Origin of the sequence: Proteocatella sphenisci DSM 23131 (assembly GCF_000423525.1) — a bacterium.
In the GTDB taxonomy this organism is placed as follows: domain Bacteria; phylum Bacillota; class Clostridia; order Peptostreptococcales; family Filifactoraceae; genus Proteocatella; species Proteocatella sphenisci.
This window is the reverse complement of the sequence record NZ_AUID01000012.1, coordinates 1-23041: the sequence shown is the minus strand read 5'-3', so window position 1 is coordinate 23041 and position 23041 is coordinate 1. Positions and strand designations below refer to the sequence as shown.

Annotated in this window: 26 protein-coding genes, 1 rRNA gene and 1 riboswitch; of the genes, 24 read left to right on the top strand and 3 right to left on the bottom strand. The window is 40.1% G+C overall.

The annotated features are described in order from the left end of the window. Window positions 1-21: 21 nt before the first annotated feature. Both ribH and G558_RS0105860 read left to right on the top strand, forming a co-directional pair. The gene (gene ribH, locus G558_RS0105865) at window positions 22-492 is read left to right on the top strand and encodes a 6,7-dimethyl-8-ribityllumazine synthase (protein WP_028829345.1); all 471 of its coding nucleotides are present in this window, start codon (window positions 22-24) and stop codon (window positions 490-492) included. A gap of 1 nt (window position 493) precedes the next feature. Further along, window positions 494-1168 carry an HAD family hydrolase gene (locus G558_RS0105860; RefSeq protein WP_036931689.1) on the top strand — a complete coding sequence of 225 codons (675 nt, stop codon included), beginning with the start codon at window positions 494-496 and terminating at the stop codon, window positions 1166-1168. Here the strand turns inward: G558_RS0105860 and G558_RS0105855 are convergent. Beyond that, on the bottom strand, window positions 1157-1807 hold the full coding sequence (locus G558_RS0105855) for a hypothetical protein (RefSeq protein WP_028829343.1): 651 nt from the start codon (window positions 1805-1807) through the stop codon (window positions 1157-1159). The genes G558_RS0105860 and G558_RS0105855 overlap by 12 nt on opposite strands. A 145-nt stretch (window positions 1808-1952) precedes the next feature. Then, window positions 1953-2061, top strand: a riboswitch (TPP riboswitch). 68 nt (window positions 2062-2129) lie between these two features. Here G558_RS0105855 and G558_RS0105850 point away from each other — a divergent pair. The 4 genes from G558_RS0105850 to G558_RS0105835 are packed head-to-tail and all read left to right on the top strand — an operon-like array spanning window position 2130 to window position 4988. Continuing rightward, entirely contained in the window at window positions 2130-2432 is a 303-nt protein-coding gene (locus G558_RS0105850; RefSeq protein WP_028829342.1) for a thiamine-binding protein, read from the top strand. After that, window positions 2401-3177, top strand: coding sequence for an ABC transporter permease (locus G558_RS0105845; RefSeq protein WP_028829341.1), 777 nt, complete (start codon window positions 2401-2403; stop codon window positions 3175-3177). The genes G558_RS0105850 and G558_RS0105845 overlap by 32 nt, the downstream gene beginning before the upstream one ends. A gap of 15 nt (window positions 3178-3192) precedes the next feature. Next, entirely contained in the window at window positions 3193-4206 is a 1014-nt protein-coding gene (locus G558_RS0105840; RefSeq protein WP_036931686.1) for an ABC transporter substrate-binding protein, read from the top strand. A 41-nt stretch (window positions 4207-4247) separates the two neighbouring features. After that, the gene (locus G558_RS0105835; protein WP_028829339.1) at window positions 4248-4988 is read left to right on the top strand and encodes an ABC transporter ATP-binding protein; all 741 of its coding nucleotides are present in this window, start codon (window positions 4248-4250) and stop codon (window positions 4986-4988) included. Window positions 4989-5076: 88 nt separating this feature from the next. Here the strand turns inward: G558_RS0105835 and G558_RS0105830 are convergent, their stop codons facing one another. Beyond that, window positions 5077-5682 (bottom strand): acetate uptake transporter, encoded by a 606-nt coding sequence (locus G558_RS0105830; RefSeq protein ID WP_207636201.1) that lies wholly within the window; start codon window positions 5680-5682, stop codon window positions 5077-5079. Window positions 5683-5931: 249 nt separating this feature from the next. On the opposite strand from G558_RS0105830, the gene G558_RS0105825 reads away from it, so the two are divergent. From G558_RS0105825 to G558_RS0105815, 3 genes are read left to right on the top strand one after another with little or no spacing between them, the layout of a single operon-like run. After that, a complete protein-coding gene (locus G558_RS0105825) occupies window positions 5932-7239 on the top strand; it encodes an efflux RND transporter periplasmic adaptor subunit (protein WP_028829337.1) in 1308 nt (435 codons plus the stop codon). Window positions 7240-7248: 9 nt separating this feature from the next. Beyond that, window positions 7249-7947, top strand: coding sequence for an ABC transporter ATP-binding protein (locus G558_RS0105820; RefSeq protein WP_028829336.1), 699 nt, complete (start codon window positions 7249-7251; stop codon window positions 7945-7947). 1 nt (window position 7948) lies between these two features. Further along, complete coding sequence (locus G558_RS0105815) at window positions 7949-9160, top strand: ABC transporter permease (RefSeq protein WP_028829335.1); 1212 nt, start codon at window positions 7949-7951, stop codon at window positions 9158-9160. Between the two features lie 101 nt (window positions 9161-9261). Here G558_RS0105815 and G558_RS0105810 read toward each other — a convergent pair whose 3' ends face one another. Continuing rightward, window positions 9262-9915, bottom strand: coding sequence for a M48 family metallopeptidase (locus G558_RS0105810; RefSeq protein ID WP_028829334.1), 654 nt, complete (start codon window positions 9913-9915; stop codon window positions 9262-9264). 176 nt (window positions 9916-10091) lie between these two features. Between G558_RS0105810 and G558_RS0105805 the strand changes: the two genes are divergently transcribed. The 15 genes from G558_RS0105805 to G558_RS0105735 all read left to right on the top strand — a co-directional run. Beyond that, entirely contained in the window at window positions 10092-10673 is a 582-nt protein-coding gene (locus tag G558_RS0105805) for an HD domain-containing protein (protein ID WP_036931684.1), read from the top strand. Window positions 10674-10706: 33 nt separating this feature from the next. Beyond that, window positions 10707-12101 (top strand): tRNA uridine-5-carboxymethylaminomethyl(34) synthesis GTPase MnmE, encoded by a 1395-nt coding sequence (mnmE, locus tag G558_RS0105800; RefSeq protein WP_028829332.1) that lies wholly within the window; start codon window positions 10707-10709, stop codon window positions 12099-12101. Between the two features lie 35 nt (window positions 12102-12136). Then, window positions 12137-14047, top strand: a complete 1911-nt coding sequence (gene mnmG / locus G558_RS0105795) for a tRNA uridine-5-carboxymethylaminomethyl(34) synthesis enzyme MnmG (RefSeq protein WP_028829331.1) — start codon at window positions 12137-12139, stop codon at window positions 14045-14047. Window positions 14048-14074: 27 nt separating this feature from the next. After that, window positions 14075-14869, top strand: coding sequence for a 16S rRNA (guanine(527)-N(7))-methyltransferase RsmG (gene rsmG, locus G558_RS0105790; protein WP_156888519.1), 795 nt, complete (start codon window positions 14075-14077; stop codon window positions 14867-14869). A gap of 1 nt (window position 14870) precedes the next feature. Beyond that, a complete protein-coding gene (locus G558_RS0105785; protein WP_028829329.1) occupies window positions 14871-15629 on the top strand; it encodes a ParB/RepB/Spo0J family partition protein in 759 nt (252 codons plus the stop codon). A 29-nt stretch (window positions 15630-15658) separates the two neighbouring features. Then, a complete protein-coding gene (locus G558_RS0105780) occupies window positions 15659-16819 on the top strand; it encodes an aminotransferase class V-fold PLP-dependent enzyme (RefSeq protein ID WP_028829328.1) in 1161 nt (386 codons plus the stop codon). 11 nt (window positions 16820-16830) lie between these two features. Next, window positions 16831-18000, top strand: a complete 1170-nt coding sequence (locus G558_RS0105775) for a DUF5711 family protein (RefSeq protein WP_028829327.1) — start codon at window positions 16831-16833, stop codon at window positions 17998-18000. Window positions 18001-18027: 27 nt separating this feature from the next. Then, window positions 18028-18576 (top strand): CvpA family protein, encoded by a 549-nt coding sequence (locus G558_RS0105770; protein ID WP_028829326.1) that lies wholly within the window; start codon window positions 18028-18030, stop codon window positions 18574-18576. A gap of 39 nt (window positions 18577-18615) precedes the next feature. Then, on the top strand, window positions 18616-19239 hold the full coding sequence (gene yedF / locus G558_RS0105765; protein ID WP_028829325.1) for a sulfurtransferase-like selenium metabolism protein YedF: 624 nt from the start codon (window positions 18616-18618) through the stop codon (window positions 19237-19239). A gap of 33 nt (window positions 19240-19272) precedes the next feature. Next, window positions 19273-20331, top strand: a complete 1059-nt coding sequence (locus G558_RS0105760) for an aldo/keto reductase (protein WP_028829324.1) — start codon at window positions 19273-19275, stop codon at window positions 20329-20331. Between the two features lies 1 nt (window position 20332). Then, window positions 20333-20584, top strand: coding sequence for a DUF3343 domain-containing protein (locus G558_RS0105755; RefSeq protein WP_028829323.1), 252 nt, complete (start codon window positions 20333-20335; stop codon window positions 20582-20584). Window positions 20585-20592: 8 nt separating this feature from the next. After that, window positions 20593-20802, top strand: a complete 210-nt coding sequence (locus tag G558_RS0105750; protein WP_028829322.1) for a DUF951 domain-containing protein — start codon at window positions 20593-20595, stop codon at window positions 20800-20802. A gap of 2 nt (window positions 20803-20804) precedes the next feature. After that, window positions 20805-21665, top strand: coding sequence for a bifunctional 5,10-methylenetetrahydrofolate dehydrogenase/5,10-methenyltetrahydrofolate cyclohydrolase (locus G558_RS0105745; RefSeq protein WP_028829321.1), 861 nt, complete (start codon window positions 20805-20807; stop codon window positions 21663-21665). A 22-nt stretch (window positions 21666-21687) separates the two neighbouring features. Then, window positions 21688-22518: an EcsC family protein gene (locus tag G558_RS0105740; protein WP_028829320.1), complete on the top strand. Its 831-nt coding sequence runs from the start codon at window positions 21688-21690 to the stop codon at window positions 22516-22518. A 372-nt stretch (window positions 22519-22890) separates the two neighbouring features. Further along, window positions 22891-23041: ribosomal RNA gene (locus G558_RS0105735) — 16S ribosomal RNA — on the top strand; the annotation flags it as partial.

Sequence of the window (23041 nt, the reverse complement as noted above, 5' to 3'; positions counted from 1 at the left end):
TTAAAAAAGGAGAGAAGAAAAATGAAAACATATGAGGGAAGTTTAGTATCAAGGGGAATCAAGGTAGGTATAATAGCAGCCAGGTTTAATGAATTTATAGTTTCAAAGCTTATAGGTGGGGCTACGGATGGCCTTCTTCGCCACGACGTAAAAGAAGAAGACATAGAAATTGCCTGGGTTCCAGGGGCATTTGAAATCCCGCTTATAGCTTCAAAAATGGCAAAGTCAGGAAAATATGATGCCGTAATATGCCTTGGAGCAGTGATAAGAGGAGCAACGACTCACTATGATTATGTATGCAGCGAAGTCACAAAGGGAATAGCGAGTGTATCTCTTGGGGCAGACATACCTGTGATGTTTGGGATACTTACTACAGAAAATATAGAGCAGGCTATAGAAAGAGCGGGAACTAAGGCAGGGAACAAGGGATATGACTGCGCGGTGGGAGCCATTGAAATGGTAAATCTCATAAGAAAAATAGAGCAGAATTAATATGAAGGGAATAATTTTTGATTATGATGGAACCCTGCATGAGAGCATAAGGATATACGCTCCGGCTTTTCAAAGAGCCTATGAATTTCTCGTGCAAAGAGGGCTTGCTCCTGAAAAAGAGTGGAATTACTCAGAAATAGGCCGGTGGCTTGGATACACCAGCAAAGACATGTGGAATGCCTTTATGCCTGGTCTGGATGAGGAGCTCAAGCAGCGCTGTAGCACCATAATAGGACAGACGATGCTGGAATTTACAGGTCAGGGGAAAGCCCAGCTTTATGACGGGAGCCTGGAGACCCTGGAAACCCTTAAAAATAGAGGGCACAAGCTGATATTTCTAAGTAACTGCAAGACTCAGTATATGGAGGCCCATAAAAGAGAATTTGGCCTGGATAGATACTTTGAGGGATTCTACTGCACCCACCAGTATAATTTTGCACCAAAGCATGAGATATTCAGCCATATACTGGCGCAGCACCCAGGAACGTACACTGTTATTGGCGACAGATTTCAGGATATTGAAATTGCACAAAGGCATGGCCTTGTGTCCATAGGTTGCACATACGGATATGGGGAGCTTGATGAGCTCAGAAATGCGGATTTCAGAATTTCAGACATAAGAGAACTCAGCGACATACTCAAATCGAGATATCCTCTACAGCACCTATATCCCTGAATATCCCTCGGGTAGCTCAAACATATCCGGCGTTACGTTTTCAGACAACTCTATGATTTCCATCATTACCGTCTCGACAGGATTGGTATTCAAGATGGCATAGAGTTTTTTCTTGTCTTCCTTATTAAAAAAGAATTTCAGAGTTCCTATGTCGTAGGTATACTCCTCATATATCATTCTCATGCCGTTTATTATTTCTTCGCCCTCAGATGAGTACACCAGGGACTCGCCGTTTATCAGGCTGGTTTCCATATTAGATATAGTTCCTGTTATATAAGATTTAGACTCTTGGTCAATCATGAAGGCCGTATCGCCCTTGGTAATGATATGACTTTTTGAGTCCTCGGCTTCGATTATCCAAAGGCCGTTTTCACCTTGCATTGCAAAAGTAACATTTGAGAATATATCTTCGGGATCGAGATCCACTACGCCTTTGAATTTGAGAAGATAATTTCCGCTTTTAAAAAGCTCCACATAGGGGTTAGAAACAAGCTTTGAGGTATCTATTTCGGGAACGGTATCTTCTGCATCTATATCTTCTGCAGCGGGTTTTTCGGTAGAATCCCCGCCTTTATTGCATCCGGCAACAGAAAATATGGTTATCAGGATGAGTATTAAAATATATATAAATTTTTTCATTTATTAAACCTTCCTTTATTTGTTTAGCAAATAGGTATTTTATCATATTATCATCAAAAATCATATTAAAACTTTTAAAAACAAATTTATCAGACGCTGAAACAGGCATTGACCAAGACACCTATGAGTGTTACAATCTTCATAGATATACATTTAGGGAGCTGATGCAAATCGGCTGAGATAGAAGTTAATGCGCTTCTGACCTTAGACCTGATCCAGATAATGCTGGCGTAGGAAAAATAAATTGAGAAATTTTTTCTACGCAGGCCTCAGCTTGCGTATTTTTTTATTTAAATTTATTAAGAATGGAATGGAGAAAAACATGAAACAACCAGAAGCAAGTATTGCAATACAGGTACTTCCAGCCCTTGAGGGAGAAAAAGTAATCGACGTTGTGGACAAAGTGATAGAATACATCAAATCTACAGGACTCACCACATACGTTGGACCCTTTGAAACCACAGTAGAAGGTGACTTTGAAAAACTAATGGATATAATAAAACAGAGCCAGATAATATGTATCAAGGAGGGCGCACCAAGTGTGATGTCATATATAAAAATAGCCTTTAATCCTGAGGCGGGGGTATGGTCAATTGACAAAAAAGTTAAAAAGCATCACGAATAACATTCATTCAATAGCATTTATTGCAGTGCTTGTGCTCATATGGCATTTAGTGTGCCGCTTTGAGCTGGTGCCTGCATTTATGCTGCCATCTCCAGAAAGTGTGGTAGCAGCCTTCTTTGCATCTGCGGCCCTGATGATGGATCATGCAGTCGTAACACTTGCAGAAGCATTTGCAGGGCTTTTTCTTAGCATAATTTTTGCTCTTTTGCTTGCAATAATGATGAATGAGTCAGAGTTTATAAAAAAGACTATTTATCCTTCAGTTATAATAACTCAGACAGTGCCTGCCATAGCCCTGGCTCCTCTTCTTGTGCTCTGGATGGGCTACGGTATGGCGCCCAAGATAGCTCTGATATTTATAACCTGTTTCTTTCCCATGGTAGTAAGCACACTCAGTGGACTTATGTCAGTGGATGAGGATATAATACGCCTCTTTAAATCCATGGGGGCAGGAAGGCTCAAGATACTGCTTTGGGTAAAATTGCCTTCAGCCATGGAGAGTTTTTTTTCGGGCTTGAGACTGGCGGTCTCTTATTCCATAGTGGGAGCAGTTATTGCCGAGTGGCTTGGAGGAAACAGGGGGCTTGGAGTCTATATGACAAGGGTAAGAAAGTCATATGCATTTGACAAGATGTTTGCGGTTATAATATTTATAAGTATAATCAGCCTCTTGCTCATGAAAATTGTTGATATTATACAGAAAAAAAGTATGCCCTGGAAAAATCTTGGGGACAAATCAGAATAAAGAGGAGAAAATAATATGAAATTTGGAAAAAAACTAATAAGCCTGGGACTTGCAGCTTCAATGCTTATTTCGCTTGCAGCCTGCACAGGAGAAACTAATACAGATCAAGAAAGTACAGAATCAGGACAACTTAAAAAAGTAACATTCGTGCTAGACTGGACTCCAAACACTAATCACACAGGAGTATATGCGGCAATAGAAAATGGATACTACAAAGATGCGGGACTTGAAGTTGAAATAATCCAGCCACCAGAAGGCGGAGCTCTTTCGGCAGTAGGTACGGGAAATGCTCAGTTTGGAGTAGATTTTCAGGAGTCTCTGGCTCTTGCGCTTGTAGCAGAAAACCCAATACCAGTTACTGCAGTAGCTGCAATTATAGACCACAACACTTCGGGAATGATTTCCATGAAGGATAAAGGCATAGACAGCTTTGATAAACTTGAAGGAAAGACTTATGCAACCTGGGATATGCCTTCAGAAAAAGCAATAATAAAACAGGTTATGACAGATGCAGGAGCAGATTACGATAAATTGAAAATGGTGCCTAATCCAGGATCAGATGCACTGTCTTTGATGCAGACAGACGTAGACGCAGTATGGGTATATGAAGGCTGGGATGTAATGATGGCAGAGCTTGCGGGCCTTGAATATAACTATATTTCCTTTGCAGACCAGTCACCGGTTTTCGATTTTTATACACCGGTAATAGTGGCAAACAACGACTTTCTTGAGTCTGATCCAGAAACAGCAAGAGCATTTTTAAGTGCCACTGCAAAGGGATATGAATTTGCAGTTCAAAATCCTTCTGAGTCAGCAGATATACTTTTAAAGCATGTTCCGGAGCTTTCTCCAGAGCTTGTTCAAAAGAGCCAGGAATATCTTGCAAGTCATTACATGGGTGAAAAAGAAGCCTGGGGATTTATTGACGAGTCAAGATGGAGCGCATTTTATACTTGGATGTTTGAGCAAGGACTTATAACAAGAGAACTTGGAAACCAGGGTTTTACAAACGAATACCTTACAAAGTAAAAAATCACAAGCTTGAAAGTAAAAGGAAATGGAGACGCAGTATGGCTTTTTTTGAAGCAGACAATATTTACAAGTCCTATGATGGAGAGCGCATCCTTGAAAACGTTAGGGTAAAGCTGGAAAAAGGCGAACTCGTATCTTTGCTCGGGGAGAGTGGGACTGGAAAAACTACCTTATTTAATATAATGTCAGGCCTTGAAAAACCAGAAAGTGGAAGAGTGACACTCGATGGCAAAGATGTAACAGGGATTCCAGGAAAGATAAGCTATATGCAGCAAAAAGACTTACTGCTGCCATTTATGAATATAATAGATAATGTAAGCGTCCCCCTTAGGATAAAGGGAGTCAGCAAAGCAGAAGCGAGAAAAACTGCTGCCAGATATATTCAAGAATTTGGACTCGAAGGATCAGAGGGCAAGTATCCAGCTCAGCTTTCTGGTGGCATGAGGCAAAGGGCGGCGTTTTTAAGGGCATATCTTTATTCAGATAATGTGATGCTCCTTGACGAGCCGTTCAGTGCACTTGATTCAATAACCAAATCCTCCATGCATCAGTGGTATAAGGACGTTGCAAAGATACATGGGACGACTACATTTTTTATAACGCATGACATAGATGAGGCCATACTGCTTTCAGACCGGATATATATAATGCAAGGTCCAATCGGACATATAAGGAGAGAATTCAAGGTGGAGTCTAGTGGAGACCGTGGTTCTGATTTTGGAATGACCCAGGAATTTATAAAGTTAAAAAGAGAGATTCTTGAATTTATAAAAGTATAATTTGAAAAAAAAAGTATATAAAAACTCCCTGAAGAAGGCTTTTTTGCCATTTACAGGGAGTTTTTATTTTTATTAAAACATTCCGATTTTATTTAAATATTCCAAACGGTTTTCCAACTGGAAGGAAAGTTTTTCCAAAGTGGTTGTTGAGTACGTTTGCACCACATCCGTAGAAAGAGAGCAGTGAAATAATAAGCTCAGAGTAAGCCGCAAGGCTATGCATAGCATGCTCTGCGATTCCAAGTGTTGAAAAAGCAAGTCCGATGAAAAGAAAGTCTATCATCAGGAATATGAAAAACAGTACCTTATTTGTTTCCATTGCTCCGATTGTCATGAAAAGAGTGAATATCAGATATCCGATAAATGCGAATCCTAACTGCTTTGGATCTGCAGCAGCTGCAAGAGATTCTCCAAAAACACCATTTTGAATCATCCATGACATAGCCATAGAAAACCAGAAGAATGCATAAGCTCCAAATGCAGTAGCACCAAAATGGTTGTTATGCTTGAAGTCATTGATGCAAGCTACAAGCTGAGCACAAGCTCCTAAAAATATTGCCCACGGGATAACAAGTGATACCCCATCTGTTAGACCTAGTTTTTGAGAGGACGCAACAAGTGTAACCATTGCAAGTCCAAAGAGTCCGATAGCCGAAGGGTCAGCTACAACTATCTTAACCTTATTTTCGTTCATGATACCTCCGAATAATATTATAATTGTAATAGTGCAAAAAACACATGCTACAAAACTTTACCAAATTTATGTACGCTTGTCAACTACAATTATAAATAAAAAATCATGGACAAAGCACTATTCAGTCAGAAACAGCCTTAAGATCTCTGAAATATGTTTCACGATAGGTAAATCCAAGATTTATATGGCCATCCTAAAGGGTAGCTATAATATAGAGGTTAAATATATGAGAAATTGGAGGATGTAATTATGAAGGTGTCAGAAATTTATAGAAAAAATAAAAAGAAAGTTATATTTCTTGTAGTAATACTGGTTTCTCTGGGAGGTTACGGCATATACCGTCAGCTTTACAGTACACCGGTGCCCCAGATGACCGTACCTGTAGATCTTTCCAAGAAACTCGATATTGAGCAGACGATTTCGGTAAATGGAAACATAGTCCCGTCCCAGAGCGCCGAAGTGAACTCGATTTACAATCTGGAGATCAAGGAGATAAGAGTAAAAGAGGGGGACTATGTAAAGCGTAATCAGATACTAGCAGTACTTGATTCAAAGTCAATCATGCAGGAGCTGACCATATCAAAAAAACAGCTGGAGCTTGCAAGTCTTAATCTTTCAGAGACTCTGAAAAAATCTCAGGAATCATACAACGATGCAGTTCTCAATCTTGAGAATCTGAGTCGCAGCCTTGAAAATACCAAGGCCCTTTTTGAAGCAGGTTCGGCATCTCAAGAAGAAGTGATTCAGGCTGAGAAAATCTATAAGAGCGCCCAGATAATGGTAGATAGCTTCAAGGTTTCTGGCGGCAAAGTGGTGGCTACGGCGGCGCAGAGCAAATCAATCGAAGTTCAAAGAGCGACTTATCAAAAGCAGCTAAGCAGCCTTGATGATATCGAGATAAAGAGTCCCATAGACGGCACCGTAACGAGGGTCAATGTGTCTCTTGGGAAATTTGCAGGTGATACGCTCAACCGTGAACCCATGTTTATAATAGAGGATATAGCTAATCTGAAAATGGATGTTAAGGTGAGCGAATATGACATAAGTCAGATAATAGAAGGCCAGAGCGTGAAGATAAGTTCAGATGTCACCGGAGATCTTATGGTGGATGGCCTTGTCGCGCGGATTTCGCCTTCGGGAGAGAAAAAAGATGCAGTAAGCAGCGAAATGGTAATACCAGTAGAAATCAAGATATTTAAGGGGAAAGCCAGACTCATATCAGGTGTAAGTGCAAGAGCACTCATAGTCGTAGAAAGCAGGAAAAATGTACTGGGAGTTCCCGTGGACTCAATCCTGGAAGATGGAGCAGGTGGCTACAGGGTCATAAAGGTAGATGAGAATAATATGCTTAGACTAATCGACGTAAAACCAGGCCTGGAGGGAGATTTTTACATTGAACTTGTTTCTGGAGATATAAAGGAAAATGAAAGGCTGGTTTTAAGCCCCGACCTTTCTATGAAAGACGGAACTCTGGTTGCTTTGGCAAATGAGGAGAATCTGGATAATGAAGCTGTCCTCCAGGGACCACCAGCCGTTGTAAGACAGGAAAACCAATAAGGAGACAATATGATAGAGCTGATAGATATATGCAGGGACTACATCATGGGAGATTCTACGGTAAAGGCGCTCGACCAAGTAAATCTTAAGATTGAAAAGGGTGAATTTATTGCCATAATGGGGGCCTCGGGTTCGGGGAAATCCACTCTTATGAACATCCTGGGCTGCCTGGACAGGCCGGACTGCGGGACTTATCTTCTCGATGGAATAGATATCAGGGATAAGACTGAGAATGAACTGGCAGAGATAAGAAACAAGAAGATAGGCTTTGTATTTCAGTCGTTTAATCTCATACCCAGAACCAGTGCCCTTAAAAATGTCGAACTTCCCATGATATATGCAAAAAAAGATGCGACGCAAAGGACCAAAAAGGCTATGGAAATTCTGGGCAGCCTGAATCTCGGGGACAGGGCAAAACACATGCCCAGCGAACTTTCTGGCGGGCAGAGGCAGAGAGTGGCGATAGCAAGGGCGCTTGCAAATGACCCGGATATAATTCTCGCCGATGAACCCACGGGAAATCTCGATTCCAAATCGTCGCTGGAAATAATGGAGATAATGAAGGCACTTAACTCAGAAGGCCGAACCGTCATAATTGTAACCCATGAACATGACATAGCAGACTATGCGAACAGGACAATTACCTTCAGGGATGGCAGAGTAATATCTGACGTCCTCAGAGACGATGCTTTGAAGGGAGATGCTTAATATGCTTATAGGCGAAAATATAAAACTTGCACTTCTAGCCATAAGGGCCAACAAGATGAGATCCTTTCTTACTATGCTCGGTATAATAATCGGGATAAGCTCGGTGATATCCATAACCTCCATAGGAGACAGCGCAAGAGCTTTGCTTACGGACCAGTTTTCCAGCTTTGGTAAAAACCGTATGATAATATATGCAGACAGCGAACTGTCAAAAGACGAAATCAGATACGAAGACTTATTTCAGATGAAAGATATCGATAATTTGAAGGAGAAGTTCAAAGACTCCATAGCCTATATAGTGCCGTCTGTTTCTGGTAGCAGTGAGGTAAGGGTCGGAAGAGTCGAAAGTACCATAATAATGGAAGGGGTAGATCAGGATTATGATGTATACCAGAACATCGAGATGCTCCATGGACGTATGATATCAGGCCAGGACACGGATTCGAGGAGAAACCGGATCGTAATCGATGAGGAGGGCGCATTAAAGCTTTTTGGAAGGACAGATGTGCTTGGTGAATCGCTGACCCTGGATATAGACGAAAAGACACTTGTGATGACCATAATAGGAGTCACCGCAAAGTCGGATTCCATATTCGCTTCGGTGGGCATGTCCAACAATCTGAAAGCTTATATCCCATATACCCTGTTTTCATCGAGGCTTAAGGATATGCCGATTCTGGATTTCTACACAGGAGAGGGACTCGACCAGAGGATAATGGGCAACACCATAACAAATTATCTGGCAAAGGTAAAGGATCGTCAGAGAGGTTTCTATGTCTTTGAATCCACCCAGCTTCAGCAGGACGAACTCGATAAGACGCTTCAGACCATATCGGTAGCAGTAGGAGCCATTGCAGGAATATCGCTGGTGGTAGGCGGTATAGGTATAATGAATATAATGCTGGTATCTGTAACAGAAAGAACCAGAGAAATAGGAATTCGAAAGGCGCTCGGTGCAAAAAGAAGAGACATCTTGCTTCAATTTCTTATTGAAGCCGTTATACTTTCAGTTATCGGAGGAATCATCGGACTTGTGCTCGGGATACTGCTTGGGATGGCGGGGGCAAAGCTCGCCGATATAGAGCTTGTGGTAAATCCAAATGCGGTAATTACCGCCCTTATCTTTTCAGCAATGGTCGGTATTTTCTTCGGACTCTACCCGGCCAACAAGGCTGCAAAATTGAATCCGATAGAAGCCCTGAGATATGAATAATTATGAGGTATGAAAAATAAAGAAAGCCCATCCATATGGATGGGCTTTTTGCATGAGTTGGTCCAAGCCATTGGCTGAAAGTAATATAGCATTGTCTGCCGCTATATGCTCATGAAAGGTCCAAATCTTGCCAGATATTCCTGATGCTCCCTGTAAGAAGGGTCATATGAGCCAACCTTCCGCCAGAAAGATCGGTCGTGATTGAGGTGGTGCATATGGCACAGCTCATGGATGACTACATAATCTATTACAGATTCAGATGCCATTGAAAGCCTGTAGTTGAATGTCAGCTCCCGAAGCGAATTGCAGGTGCCCCAGGTGGATGGTGAATCAACAATGGATACACTCTTTGCCTTGACCCCTATTATGCCTTCAAAGTGCTTAACTCTTTTTTTGACTATCTCGCCTGTTTTTGATAAATAGAATTTTTTTACCATTTCCTGGGATTTTTCATCAGAATCAGGGATTTGATCCAGCAGTTGCGAAAGGCTGCGGGCATATCCAAGATAGAGGAAGGTTTCTTCGCTGACATAACTTTTTTCCCTTGTTATATATCTTCTGTTTTCCAGTTTTTCAAGAACACTGAGGATTTCTTTTGAATTAGATTTCACGAATTCAATTATTTCAGCTTCGTCAGTTTTTGGAGGAGCTTTTACGGTCACATATCCCTCTGGCGTGACGTCCAGACTCATCTTTTTTCTTTTGGAGTATTCAATATTAAATACTACTTCTTTGCCTTTTATTTCGATTTGCATATTATTCTCCAATGATATAAAAAATTTAAAGATCCTATATAGATATATTATATCAGAAAATTGCCATGAGAGAATGTGCAGATATAGAAATTAGACATTAAAGATGATATAATGAAAGGTAACGATATAATATTACGAAAAACATGAAATTTTAATATAAAAGGAGAATATTGGATATGGATAATAACGTAAATATGGACAGAGAAAAAGCTATAGAGTTACTTGAGGGATATGTTTCTACTCCACACATAAAAATACATTCACTTGCTACAGAAGCGGTAATGAGAGCTCTTGCTTCAAGACTTTCTCCTGGAGACGAGCAGATGTGGGCCATGGCAGGGCTTCTTCATGACCTTGATGAGGACCACTGTGATTGGAAAAATGACATGTCCACTCATGGACCAAAGAGCATTGAAATACTAAAAGACCATAATTTTGGAAATGAAGAGATGTATAATGCTATACTTGCCCATAATCCCAAAAACGGAAAGAAGCCGGAAACTAAATTTGAGATTGCCATGTATGCAGGAGATCCGATAACTGGATTTATAAACGCCATAGCGCTTGTATATCCGGACAAGAAGGTAGGCAGCGTAAAGCTTAAATCTATAATAAAAAGAATGAAAGAGACCAGATTTGCTGCGGGCGCTAACAGAGAAGCCATGAAGGCGATAGTGAAAACAGGAATTTCCTTTGACGAGTTTGCAGACATATCTCTTAAGGCAATGCAGGATATATCAGACGATCTGGGACTTTAACAGACAAGTTTATGAATGAACAGGAGAATTAAAATGTATATAGATGATACGATTGCGGCCATAGTAACTGCCCCGGGAGAAGCCGGAGTAGGCATAATAAGGGTCAGCGGAAAAGATGCACTTGAATGTGTTAACCGTATCTTTGAACCTGCCAGAGAAGGCACAAAACTTGAAGACAAGGTAAGATACATGGTGCTTGGCCACATTGTTGAAAAGACAGGCGACTTAGACAGACATACTGTGGACGAGGTGCTGTGTGTATATATGAAAGCTCCCCACACGTACACAAGAGAAGATGTAGTGGAGATAAACTGCCATGGAGGATACCTCAGCCTCAGAAAGACTTTGGAGCTTGTGCTCAAAAACGGAGCAAGGCTTGCCGAGCGGGGGGAATACACCAAGAGAGCTTTTTTAAGTGGCAGGATAGACCTTTCCCAGGCAGAAGCGGTCATGGATATAATAACTGCAAAGACTGGAAAGAGCCATGAGCTTTCGCAAAAACAGCTTGAAGGAAAACTCTCCGGAAAACTTGCTGATATAAGGCATGCAGTTACTGCAGACCTTGCGAGGATAACTGTAGCGGTAGACTTCCCTGAAGAAGACGAGCCGGATGTGACTTACGCCGAGCTTATAGAAAGTACGACGAAGCATCTTCTGGACATAAAAAAGATGGTGAACAGCTTTGAGGCTGGAAAGATATACAGAGACGGCCTAAGAACAGTAATAATAGGAAAGCCAAACGTAGGAAAATCTTCACTTCTTAATGGAATACTGATGGAAAACAGGGCTATAGTTACTGAGATAGCAGGGACTACAAGAGATATAATAGAAGAATACCTTACACTTGACGGGATACCGATAAGACTTGTGGATACTGCGGGGATAAGATCGACAGAAGATGTCGTGGAAAAAATTGGAGTAGAGCGCTCTAAAGAATCGATAGAAGAGGCAGATCTTGTAATTCTTATGCTTGACCGTTCAAGAGAACTCGATTCAGAGGATCTGGATATTATAGATATTTCAAAAGATAAAAAGCTGATTGTCATAATAAACAAACAAGACCTTGAGAGCAGGATGGACGAAGAAATTGTAAGGAAGCACATCGACACAGACCACATCATACATGCCTCTGTAATAAACAATCAGGGAATAGATGAGCTCAAGACCATGATAAAACATATGGTAGAGGGTGAAGGACTCTCAACTGACAACGATTACATGATAAACAATGTCAGACACAAAAATGCCCTTGAAAGAGCGGCAAAAGCATGTGAAGACGCCCTTGAATCACTTGCTGTGGAGCTTCCACTCGATATTATAGAGACGGATTTTAAAAATATCTGGGATTATCTTGGAGAAATAACAGGGGATACCACATCGGAGACACTCCTGGATAATATATTCGCGAATTTTTGTATAGGAAAATAATGATGATTTAATAGAGACAGGATTTTGGAGGAAAAATGTATTTTGATGCAGAAAAATATGACATTATAATTATTGGAGCAGGACATGCAGGCTGCGAGGCGGCACTTGCGAGCGCAAGGCTGGGTAAAAAAACACTTATGATAACGCTGTCGCTGGATACTATAGCGCATATGCCATGCAATCCGGCAATTGGTGGAACAGGGAAAAGTCAATTGGTAAGAGAAGTTGATGCACTTGGCGGAGAAATGGGTAAGAATATAGACAGGACATTCATACAGTCAAGAACCCTCAATGCCTCAAAAGGACCGGCAGTTCAGTCCGTGAGAGCCCAGGCCGATAAGATAAGATACCATGTAGAGATGAAAAAGGTAATGGAAAACACTCCAAACCTTGATCTTGTAATGGATGAAGCAGTTGCACTTATTCATGAGAACATGAAGATAAAGGGAGTAAGGACAAAACAATTCTGTCAATACCATGCCGATGCAGTAATACTTTGCACTGGGGTATTTCTTAACGGAAGGATATACATGGGAGAAGTGAATTTCCCATCAGGTCCTATAGGCCAGCCTAATGCGCCTTATCTGAGCGACAGTCTTATTGAGCTTGGACTTCCTCTTAGAAAGTTTAAGACGGGTACTCCGGCAAGGGTGCATGGAGATTCCATAGATTTTAGCAAGATGGAAGTGCAAAATGGAGACGACAATATAGTGCCATTTTCCTTTATGACGGAAAAGGTAGAAGACATGGATCAGGTTCCTTGTTATCTTACAAGGACTACTCCAAGAACACACGATATTATAAGAGAAAACCTCAGTCGTTCAGCCGTTTATGGGGGGATGATTGAGAGTACGGGTCCGAGATACTGCCCTTCGATAGAGGATAAGGTTGTGAGATTTTCAGAAAAAAAGAGTCACCAGTTTTTTGTTGAACCAGAAGGTAGAGATACAAAAGAATACTATATACAAGGCTTTTCAACTTCTCTTCCTTATGAGATACAACTTGAAATATATCACAGCGTAACGGGATTTGAAAATGTAAAACTCATGAGACCTGCATATGCCATAGAATATGACTGTATAGATCCGCTCCACCTCCTGCCTTCTTTAGAGGTTATGTCAGTAGAAAATCTGTTCAGCGCAGGACAATTCAATGGAACCAGTGGCTATGAAGAAGCCGCGGCTCAGGGACTTATGGCAGGAATAAACGCAGTAAGAAAATTAGACGGCAAAGAACCTGTTATATTTGACAGAGCTACAGCCTATATAGGGGTTCTCATAGATGACCTGGTTACAAAAGGCACCAATGAGCCATACCGCATGATGACTTCAAGATCAGAATACAGACTGCTTCTAAGACAAGACAACGCAGACCTTAGACTCACTCAGACAGGGCGTGAAATAGGCCTTGTAGATGATGAAAGATATTCAAGGTTCCTTGAGAAGAAATTTGAAATAGAAAAAGAAATGGCAAGACTCTCAGAAGAAAAGATTAAACCTTCGGAAGCGAAAAAACTGCTCGAAGAAATGGGAGCTTCTCCTTTAAACAACACTATTGCTCTGGCAGACTTTATAAAAAGGCCGGAAATAAACTATGAGATACTCAAAAAACTGGGCAAGTATGGCGGAAACCTCAACTGGCAGGTGACTGAGCAGTGTGAAATTCAGCTCAAATATGATGGATACATCAAAAAACAGGTACAGCAGGTGGAATCATACAGAAAACTTGAAAAAAGAATGATTCCAAAAGACCTGGACTTTAAGGCTATAGATGGACTAAGATTAGAAGCCAAACAGAAGCTTGAAGCCATAAAACCACTCAATATTGGGCAGGCCAGCAGGATATCAGGCGTTTCGCCAGCAGATATATCAGTGCTTCTTGTATATCTTCAGGCATATAATAGAAAACACGAACCCACCATGGACAGTTATCATCCACAGAATTAATATCTGATTAGAGAAAGCGAGGCAGTAATGAAAGAGGCTAAGGAAATAATAAGATATGATCAGGACGTGCTTGACGAGATACTAGTAAGCGGACTTGAGAAGATGGGACTTCTTGCAAGAGAAAACGATAAGGTAGCAAGGGAACTCTGTATGGATTTCAAACTATACAAGGACAAACTCCTTGAATATAATGCCCATACCAATCTGACTTCTATAACAGATGAAAAAGAAGTATATATAAAGCACTTTCTGGATTCACTTTCTATATTCAAAGCCATAGAAACTGCAAAAAAGAAAGTGGAGCTTCCAGAGGGAGCAAGGATAATAGACGTAGGAACAGGCGCAGGATTTCCTTCACTTCCAATGAAGATTTACAGGAGCGATCTAAAGCTTACACTGCTGGATTCGCTCAACAAGAGGATAAAGTTTCTTCAAGAAGTATGCGAATCGCTTGAACTGGAAAATTCACTTTGCCTTCACGAAAGAGCAGAAGACGGAGCAAGGATGGCAGACCACAGAGAAGGCTATGATATGGCGGTTTCAAGGGCAGTAGCTTCACTTCCGGCGCTTTTGGAGTACTGCATCCCATATGTAAAGCTTGGAGGATATTTTGTATGCCTCAAAGGCCCTGCTGTAGAAGAAGAAATAAAAATGAGTGAAAAAGCACTTAAAGTCCTAAAATCAGAGATAGTAGATGTTATCGACATAGAGATACCTCACAGTGAGCTAAATCATAAAATTGTTATAATAAAAAAGAACGGAAAGACAGACAAAGCTTATCCTAGAAAAGCAGGAAAGCCAAACAAGGAGCCACTAATCTAAAATGAACCAGATAAAAGAGATAGGTCTTGAAGATATAATAAGAGATGAAAATCAGCCAAGAAAGCATTTTGGCAAAGGCGAGCTGGATGAGCTGGCGGATTCCATAAAAAAATATGGATTACTTCAGCCTGTAATAGTATCAAAAGATGAGCTCTCAGGCAAGTATGTAATAATCGCTGGAGAGAGACGTTATCGCTCGAGTGTAATTGCTGGGATGAAGTCTATAAAAGCGCTTGTAAGAAGCCGTGATGACAAGTCAGAGATTGCCCTTATCGAAAATCTTCAGCGAAAAGATCTTAACAAGATAGAAGAAGCAAATGCCATAAAACGCATAATGGAAGAAAAAAAATATACTCAGGACCAGGTAGCTCAGATACTTTCAAAGAGCAGGTCCTATATAGCCAACAGTCTGAGGCTTCTAAGACTTAGTCCTCATGTTCAAAAAGCGCTGATAGATGAAAAAATATCAGATGCCCATGCCAGAGTGCTGGCTGGTATAAAAGAAGAAAAAGAAAAGCAGAAACTGCTTGAAAAAATAATAAATGAAAAGCTTTCTGTAAGAGAAGCCGAACAATGCAGCAGGAGCCTTAAAGAAAAGAAGGACATCTTTTTGATCAGCGCCCTTGAAGAACTTGAAGACAGCCTGGGGACCAGGATATACACAAAAGGAAGCGAAAAAAGCGGAACTCTTTGTATAAATTATCACAGTGAGTTAGAACTTGGAGATATAGTAGAGAAACTGCTTGATACGTTCAGATGACAATCTGACATCTCAGAAAAGGAGATAGAATGATATATTTAGATAATTCAGCAACAACCTTTCCAAAACCGGAATCAGTAATTGAAGCTATGTCAGAATTCATGAGAACTACCTGTGCAAATCCAGGCAGAAGCGCTCACAAGATGGCTCAGGAAACCAACAGAGAGATCCTGATGGCAAGAATGGAACTTTCGCAGATGCTTGGAGTCCAAAACCCAATGCAGACAGTATTTACAAAAAATGCATCAGAATCTTTAAACATGGCTATAAATGGGTATGTGAAAAATGGAGACCACGTAGTAACTTCATGCATGGAGCACAACTCGGTGCTCAGACCCCTTCACTACCTTCAAGACCAGGGAATAATAAACCTTACTATAGTTTCCAGTGACGATGAAGGTTTTGTACATGCCAGAGATATAAAAGAGGCCATAAACTGGGAAACATCGCTTGTAGCAATTACCCATGCCAGCAATCTTACAGGAAGCATAAATGATATAGAAGAAATCTCAGATATGATAAAAAAAGAAAACATTGGCAGAGATAAGAATATAGTTCTTCTTGTGGATGCGGCTCAGACAGCAGGTTTTGCAGATATAGATGTCACACAAATGGGCATAGATATGCTTGCAGGAGCTGGGCATAAGTGTCTTTACGGCCCTACAGGTACTGGGTTTTTATGTGTAAGTGAGAATATAAAACTAAGACCAGTCTACAGGGGCGGTACGGGTAGCATGTCTGAATCCCTTGAGCAGCCAGACTTTATGCCCGATATGCTGGAAACAGGAACCCTAAATGCCGCTGGAATAGCAGGGCTAAGAGCTGGAGTAAAATATATAGATCAGAACCAGGTTTCAAAACTGAGAGAAAAACAACAAAAATATATAGCAAGACTTATAAGAGAGTTTTCTGGCATAGACGGAGTGAAACTTTTTGGGACAAGAGATGCATCAAAAAGAGCAGGAGCGGTTGCGATCAACATAAGAGACAGAGATTCTCAAGAGATCACCCACCTTCTGAGCAGTGAATATGACATAGCTACAAGAGGTGGCAAGCACTGCGCACCCCTTGCACACAAGAGGATGGGCACCCTTGAACAGGGAATGGTCAGAATAAGTGTGTCCAGCTTTACAACGGACAAGGATATAGACAGTGTAATACAAGCAGTAAGAGAACTTGCGAAAGAATAACGAGGTTTTAAATGGATAAGGATAGGATAGACATAGCGCTCCAAGAATTTTTGAAAGACCAGGAATTACAGGACCAGCGTGAGAAAAAAAGACAGGAGCTGGAGCTGAAAAAAGCAAGGCGACAGAAGACCCTTAACAAAGTAAAGATAACAGCCATAGTGATGCTTATTGTTGCTGCTCTTGTTTTTAATCCCTATAATGTCAGAAAGTTAAAAGATTACAGGCAGCAGCAACGCCCAAGAGAAGAATACCTCATAACATACAACTACTCACAGGGAATGCAAGTAATGCCCTTTGCAGATAACATACTTATATATGACTCCTCAAATCTCAGACTTTTAAAACCCTCAGGGGAGGAGATCTTTAATGTAAATCTGGTATTGGACAGTTGGGCTTTGGAAGTTTCAGGCAAGAATATATATCTTATGGACAAAGTAGAAAAAACCCTATATTTTATTTCATCAAAGGGGGAATTTAATAACAATGTGAGGCTTTCAAATATCCCACAGAAGATAGTATCGGGGGCAAATGGGGCCATAGCGGTATACTATACTACTGATGTAGGAGTTGAAGGCACAGTGTTTTTTGATAGTGAAGGAAAACAGATAGCTGATCTTAATTTCCCTAAGATAAGCATAACAGCGGTAGAAGTAAATGAAAAAAATCAATTTACAGTCCACGGTATATACCGGCTTGCAACCACCCTTACAAACAATGTATATCATTATTCTTCACAAGGGCAATTGATATATTCATCCGAGATAAAAGATGCCATAGTGATGGACCAGATAGACATGAAGGACAGATATATGCTTGTGGATATAAACAATCTCATAATGCTGAAAAACAACACAAACGAAGAGCTTTTTCGCATAAGCACCACCGTGCCCTTCATATCGGTCCAGCTCCATGAAGACTTGATATATGCAGTAGACAAAAGAAACAAACTGACAGTAATAGACTTAGATGGAAAAATAGTAGACGAAAAATACTATCAGGGGGATTTTACAGGGATAACATGGCTTGACGATGAGATGATATTTTACAGCAAGGATTATGTAAAAAATGCAGATACACAACTCAAATTTGCAAAGCCTATAGAAAAGATAATACATGTTGGAAACCATATAGGAATTGTTATGAAAGGTGAAATAAAACTTATAAACAGGATAATGCAATAACTTATTAAATAAGAGATTGGAGAAAAAATGAACAGTTTGGATATTATGTTTGGAATATATGCTTTGACGCAGATATACAGAGGATTCAAGCTGGGGTTCAGAAAAATGCTCTATGATACTGTAAAATGGGTGCTGATCTTTGGCGGTGCAGGACTGGGATATAGATTCTTGCTTCCCCTGCTCCTTAAAATTGAAGAATATACAAAAATGGCTATGAAGGTAAATTCGAGTGTGACAGGATTTATACAAAAGACATTCGAAGACAACAAGGGAAACTTTATTGCAGACTTTATTCTTAATCTTTCTCAAAATGCAAAATTTGACAGAGTCGCTGTATTTCTCATACTCATGATTATGGCAGGTTTTATAGCCAGAGGTATAATAGTAGGGAGTTTCTGGAAATCAGACAGCGGCGGTAAAATACTCGGAGCCTGTTTTGGATTTGTAAAAGCGTCTATATACGCAATAATCATAATGATCCTGCTTTCCGTGGTTATGAATATGGTAAATCCGGAAGGTTTTTACAGATGGCAGATGGAAAGCAGAATCTTAGATTTGCTTAACCTTGTTTTTTAATCTTTGCTAATTCAAATTTTATTAAAAAAAGGAGAAATAATGAAAACGACCTTAGACCTTAAGGGGATGGCTTGTCCAAAACCAGTACTAGAAACACAAAAAGCATTTAAAAATCCTGAAATCACAGAATTTGAAGTAATAGTAGACAACAGCGCCGCAAGAGAAAATCTGAAAAGACTGGCAACAAGCAAGGGATACAAGGTTGAGATTTCAGAAGAAGGAAGTATAATAAGAGTCAACATAAAAAGAGACCCGGCTTTTTCAGAAGAAGAAGAAGGTCAGGAATATGTAGCCTTATGTGATATAGAAACTGAAGAATCACCTTTAAAGGGCAAAGTGCTTACTATAAAGAGCGAATTTTTAGGAGAAGGAGAAGGTGAGCTTGGGAAAGTTTTGATGAAAGGCTTCCTTTATACTATAACAGAAACAAAACCATATCCACAAAAAGTAGTGCTTTTAAACTCAGCTGTAAAGCTTTCAACTCTCAACGAAGAGACTGTAATGCATCTCAAAAAACTTGAAGAATCAGGGACACAGATATACAGCTGTGGAACGTGCCTGGACTACTATAAACTTACAGATCAGCTAAAAGTCGGGGTAATAGGAAATATGTATGACGTAGTAGAAGCACTTATGTCAACGACAGACAGAATAATATTATAATACTTAAAACTGAAAATATTTGAGGAGAAAAACATGATAGAGTTTGGGAAAACAGGGATGAAGGTAAACAGGCTTGGTTTTGGAGGCATTCCGATTCAAAGGATAGATCAAAATGGAGCTAATGAACTGCTTAAATTTATTAAAGAATCAGGAATAAATTTCCTGGATACGGCAAGGGCATACGGTGAGAGCGAGACCTACATCGGAGAAGCCATAAAAGAAATGAGAGACAGCTTTTATCTTGCTACAAAATCTATGGCAAGAGACTATGAAGGAATGAAAGCCGATATAGAAAAAAGTCTGTCCTGCCTTCAGACAGACCATATAGACCTTTACCAGATACACAATGTGCAGGTGCTTGAAATTGAAAATCTAATGTCACAAGATGGGGCCTACAGGGCGCTTTTAGAAGCCAGAGACCAGGGAAAGATTAAAAACATAGGAATAACTACCCATACTTTGGAAAGCCTTGAAAAGATAGTAGAAATGGGAACGGATTATTTTATGAGCATACAATTTCCCTTTAATATAGTCGAGTCACAAGGAACAGACCTTCTTACCAAAGCACATGAAAAAGGAATGGGAACTATAATAATGAAGCCACTTGCAGGAGGTGCTATAGAAGACCCTGAGCTCGCGGTAAGATATATACTGGATCAGAACTTTACAGATATAGTTATACCAGGAATGGGAGACATAGAAGAAGTAAAGCAGAACATCCAGTCAGCAAAAGCTGTCCTCGAAGCAGAAAAACATGAATTTACACAAGAAGAGCTTGTTAAAATAGAAGAAATCAAAAAAGACCTCACAGGCAATTTTTGCAGAAGATGTGGATATTGCAAGCCCTGCCCACAAGGAATAGATATACCGCTTGCATTTTTGTCAGCCAGATATATGAAAAGGTACAATCTTGCCCAGTGGGGATACGGAAGATATATGGCATCCAATCTAGAAAAAGATGGAGAGTTTGCGTGTGTAAAATGTGGAGCCTGTCTTCCAAAATGTCCATACTTTCTGCCTATCCCAGATATGCTTGAAGAAGTCTACAAGACAAAACTCGAGACTGACAAATCAAGAAGACAAGAGGTATAAGATGTATCTGATAAGTTTCAAATCAACCCATCATGCTATGATGATGGAAATGAAAGTAAAAGAAAAAAATCTAAAGGCGCTTACCATACCAACCCCAAGGGCAATCAGCAACAGCTGCGGTATGAGCATAAAGCTCATGGAAGAAGTAGAGCTGGAAAAGCTGATAAATATAGTTGAAAAAGAAGATCTCAAGATACTGGGAATATTCAAAGTGGGAGACAATACCCTTGAAATGGTATATGAGGGTAAATAGGAGGATTTATGTACAAGCCAATGAAGCTCGATGTAGGCGATAAAATAACGACAAGAAAAAACCATCCATGTGGAGGAAATACATTTGAGCTTACCAGAGTAGGTATGGATATAAGGATGAAATGTGATACCTGCGGAAAAGAAATATGGATAGCCAGGCCAGAATTAGAACGCAGGATAAAAAAGCTTGATAAAGCCCCAGGAACAGAAGAGGTGTAAATATGAATGCAGAATTGCTTAAAGGAAAGCCCGTAGCAGATTCCATGCAGGAGATGCTTTCGGAAAAATCACACGAACTTAGAAAACGTGGCATAATACCCAAGTTATGTATAATAAGAGTTGGGGAAAAGGCTGACGACATAGCCTATGAAACTGGTGCGATGAAAAAAATGGCAGCCACAGGTATCGAAGTTGATCACGTGCGGCTTGACTTAGAATGTACACAAGAAGAACTTGAAGAAGTTATGAAAGAAAAAAACATTGACGAAACCGTGCATGGCATACTTATGCTCAGACCTCTTCCTTTGCATTTTGACGAAAAAAGAATTACGCAAATGGTGTCACCACAAAAAGACGTGGACTGCATGAATCCAGCAACCCTTGCAGGAATACTGGAGCTTTCACAAGAATCAAAGACTCCATGCACGCCCCAGGCTGTAATAGAGCTACTCAGGTATTACAATGTAGAAATGGCAGGTAAGAGAGTTGCAGTCATTGGAAGATCAAGCGTTATTGGAAAGCCGGTGGCACTTCTTCTTTTAAATGAAAATGCCACGGTGACCATATGTCACTCAAAGACAAAAGATATGAAAGCTATAGTAAAAGAAGCAGATATAGTAGTATCTGCAATGGGAAGAGCAAAGATGATAGACTCAAGCTACATCAAAGAAGGAGCAACTATAATAGATGTAGGAATGAATACAGATGAAAATGGAAAGCTCTGCGGAGACGTAGATTTTGAAAGCGCAAAAAGCATTGCAGGAGCCATAAGCCCAGTCCCAGGAGGAGTAGGCAGCGTTACTACAACAATACTTGCAAAAAACCTTCTTTCTGGAATTGAAAAGCTGATTGAGATGAATTAAACAAGTCAAAGGGGGATTTATATTGAGCAGATTTATAAACAGACAGATCGTAAAGCTTCATAAAAAAGAAGATAAGATGCTGAAAAAGAAATCAGCGGGATTTTTACAAAAAAATGTAGACAATATATCTGACAAGCTTGAAGCCAAAATTCCACAAAACCTCAGAGATACCCTTGAAAATGCCTTTGAAAAGGCATTCAAAGTCGTATTCGAAAAAGGAACGGCCATAATAGAAAAGACTTACTCAAAGGACAGGGTTAGCTTTGAATATGAAATAAATGACTTTGCAATAGATAGAAACAGAAGAAGTATTCCCTTGAAAAAACACATGAAAAATATTGACAAAATATCCAAAAGAAGCAGGTTTATGGGAAAAGGACTAGCCTTTGCAGAAGGTGCGGGGCTTGGACTGCTGGGCATAGGCCTTCCAGATATACCGGTTTTCATATCAGTAATCCTAAAAGGTATATATGAAACTGCAACTGGTTATGGATTTGAATATGATACGCCTCAAGAAAGAATGTATATACTAAAGCTCATACAGGCAGCCGTTTGTGAAGATGAGGAAAAATATATAAAAAACTATGAATTAGACCAATGGGCAGAAGCTATCAGAAAAAAACATTGGAATGGAGACCTTGAAACTGAGATAAAAAAGACAGCGAAGATACTTTCAGACAACATGCTCTTTGCAAAATTCATACAGGGCCTTCCTGTAATAGGAGTCGCGGGAAGTTTATTCAACCTGAGCACATATTCAAGAGTATCAGAATATGCCGCGCTTAAATACAAGAAGAGATACCTTGAAAAGAAGAAACGCAAGAAAATATTAGCCGGGGATAATAGCAGATAATATTTTTAAAACCATAAAAACAAGCCTGTGTCCCAAATATGTTTTTTTGAAAAACATGTTTGGGATGCGGTTTTGAGGGTATAAAAATAGAGTACCGAAAAAATATAATAAAAAAATAAAAAAAGATGTTGACAAAATTATGAATCCGAAGTATACTAATAAAGTCGCCAAAACACAGCAACAACAACACAAACAAAACAAGATAAGAGCGGCGCAACATGAACCTTGAAAACTAAACAGCAGAATATACAAACCATTTATAGGTGTGAGCCGCAAGGCAATCATCTACAAAAAAGAAACAAACCGTAATTTCAATTAATTGAGATAACAAAAATAGATATGTCGGATGTTTAATCCGGCCAGTCAAACATTAAATTTAAGAGTTTGATCCTGGCTCAGGATGAACGCTGGCGGCGTGCTTAACACATGCAAGTCGAGCGGAGTTTAATTGCGGATCCCCTTCGGGGGTGAAAGAGTTAAATTTAGCGGCGGACGGGTGCGTAACGCGTGGGTAATCTGCCCT